The following is a 2651-nucleotide window of genomic DNA, read 5'->3' on the forward strand; positions in this document are numbered from 1 at the left end:
CCCCGGTTCCCCCCCGCCGACCAACGGAGGGGGGGATTGTTTATCATGTTGGCAATGTGTCGGGTGTATGCCCCCCCCCCCTGGGGGGGTGCCCGTTGGCCCGCCCCCCGCCCCCTTTCAGAAGGTAACGCCAGTGGCCCGGCAGCGCGGGTTCCACGGCGTTCCTCGATGGAAACCCATCGCGCTCATTTCTTCTCCTTCGACTCTCCACCATGAGTGATACCGGCCAGGTCCACTTACGCATCGAGGCCGGTGTGGCTTCGGTCGTCTTTGACCGTCCCCAGGCGCGCAATGCCATGACCTGGGCCATGTACGAGCAGCTGATGGCGATCTGCCGCCAGCTGCACCAGGACGCCTCGGTCCGTGTCGTGACCTTCCGTGGTGCCGGTGGCGAGGCCTTTGTGGCCGGCACCGACATCGCGCAGTTCCAGGCCTTCGGCCATGGCGCCCAGGGCGGCGCTGATGGCCTGGCTTACGAGCAGAAGATCGACGCCTGCATGGACCTGCTGACTGGCTTGCCCATGCCCACGGTGGCCGTGGTCGAGGGCTGGTGCGTGGGCGGCGGACTGGCGATCGCCACGGGCTGCGACTTCCGCATCGCCACGCCCGCGGCGAAATTCGGCGTGCCGATTGCCAAGACCCTTGGCAACTGCCTGTCGATGGCCAACCTCGCACGCCTGCAATCGGTCTGGGGCGCGCAGCGCGTGCGCCGCATGCTGCTGCTGGCCGAGATGATCAGCGCCGACGAGGCCCTGGCCTGCGGCTGCCTGCAGGCCATCGCTCCCCCTGGCGAAATCGACGCGGCCGCACAAGCCCTGACGCACAAGCTCGCCGCGCTGGCCCCGGTCACGCAACGTGTCAGCAAGGAAGGCCTGCGCCGGCTCGCGCTGAGCCAGCTGCCCGCCGACGAGGACCTGATCCGCGCGGCCTATGGGAGTGCCGACTTCCGCGAGGGCGTGCAGGCCTTCGTCGACAAGCGTGCCCCCGTGTGGAAAGGACTGTGATGCGCGAGAAGAAGACGGGGCCGCTGGCCGGCATGCGGGTGCTGGAGCTCACGCAGATCATGTCGGGCCCGACCTGCGGCCAGCTGCTGGCCGACATGGGCGCGGACGTGATCAAGGTGGAGAAGATGCCGGGCGGCGATGACGCACGCGGCTACCGCGACCCGGCGATCAACGGCGTGAGCGCGCCCTTCATGATGATGAACCGCAACAAGCGCGGCATCGCCATCGACCTCAAGCACGCGGACGGCAAGGCCATCCTGTTGCGCATGGTCGAGCAGGCCGACGTGCTGGTGGAGAACTTCCGCGGCGGCACGCTGGACAAGCTGGGCCTGGGCTACGAGGTGCTCAAGACCCACAACCCCGGCCTGATCTACTGCGCCATCAGCGGCTACGGCCGCACCGGCCCCTATGCCGACAAAGGCGGCTTCGACCTGATCGCCCAGGGCTTCGCAGGGCTGATGTCCATCACAGGCGAGCCGGGTCGACCGCCGGCCAAGACGGGCAATGCGGTGTCGGATATGAACGCCGGCATCCTGGGCGCGCTGGGCATCATCGCGGCCTATGTGCACAAGCTCAAGACCGGCGAGGGCCAGATCGTCGACACCTCGCTCAGTGACGCGGCCCTGCAGCAGCTCTACTGGCACGCGGCCATCTTCTTCGCCACGGGCCAATCGAGCACGCCCACGGGCTCGGCCCATGTGCTGACCGCGCCCTACCAGGCCTTCGAGGCCAGCGACGGCTGGATCAACATCGGCGGTGCCAACCAGGCCAACTGGGAACGCATTGCCGAGGTGCTGGGCCACCCCGAGTGGCGCGAAGACCCGCGCTTTGCGAGCAACCGCGACCGCATGGCGCATCTGGACGAACTCGTGACGCTGATGAATGGCGTGCTGCGCAAGAACACCCGCGCCCACTGGCAGGCCGCCTTCGACGCAGCGGGCGTACCCGCCGGCCCGGTACACACGGTGGGCGAGGCGCTGACCCATCCGCAGACCCGGGCCCGCGACATGGTGGTGGAACTCGAGCACCCACTGGCCGGCAAGACACAGGCCCTGGGCTGTCCCATCCATTTCTCGGCCACACCGGCCCAGATCACGCGGCCCGCGCCGCTGCTTGGCCAGCACACGCGCGAACTGATGAAGGAATTCGGCTACGACGATGCGCAGGTGGACGTTTTCATAAGTAGAAACGCTATCGCCGAAACCTGACACAGCTGCCACCATATAAGCCAGTCGCAAGTTCGGCGGCACTTCTATGAGTGGTTGCTTATGCGTACAAGTATTTATATTCATGCGTTGTTGAGCGTCGTGGGACTTCTCTTCGGCACGGCCCAGGCCCAGAACGCCTGGATCGTGGGCCAGTCGGCGCCGCTGACGGGCAGCAACGCCGCCTTCGGCCGGGACATCCGCGATGGCGCCCTGGCTTACTTCAAGTCCGTCAATGCCCAGGGCGGCGTGGCCGGCGCCCCCATCGAACTCGTCACGCTCGACGACCAGAACCAGCGCAAGACCGCCGGCGAGAACACCACCAAGCTCTTGCAGACCCGCGGCCTGGTCGCCCTCTTCGGCTATGCCTCGGCCACGCTGAGTCTGGACGCCATGCCCCAGGCCGAGAAGGCCGGCGTGCTCTTCTTCGCCCCCTTCTCCG

3 protein-coding genes are annotated in these 2651 nt (G+C 67.2%); all 3 read left to right on the forward strand.

Going from position 1 to position 2651, the window contains the following annotated elements; all coding sequences use genetic code 11:
* Positions 1-212: 212 nt before the first annotated feature.
* Entirely contained in the window at positions 213-1004 is a 792-nt protein-coding gene (locus O9335_RS12185) for an enoyl-CoA hydratase/isomerase family protein (RefSeq protein WP_298388439.1), read from the forward strand.
* Complete coding sequence (locus O9335_RS12190) at positions 1004-2212, forward strand: CoA transferase (RefSeq protein ID WP_298388441.1); 1209 nt, start codon at positions 1004-1006, stop codon at positions 2210-2212. Before O9335_RS12185 ends, O9335_RS12190 begins: the two co-directional genes overlap by 1 nt.
* Positions 2213-2311: 99 nt before the next feature.
* Positions 2312-2651 (forward strand): ABC transporter substrate-binding protein (locus O9335_RS12195; RefSeq protein ID WP_298388443.1); only part of this gene is annotated, 340 nt, incomplete at its 3' end.

The organism is Inhella sp. (genome assembly GCF_027532025.1).
Taxonomy (GTDB): domain Bacteria; phylum Pseudomonadota; class Gammaproteobacteria; order Burkholderiales; family Burkholderiaceae_C; genus Inhella.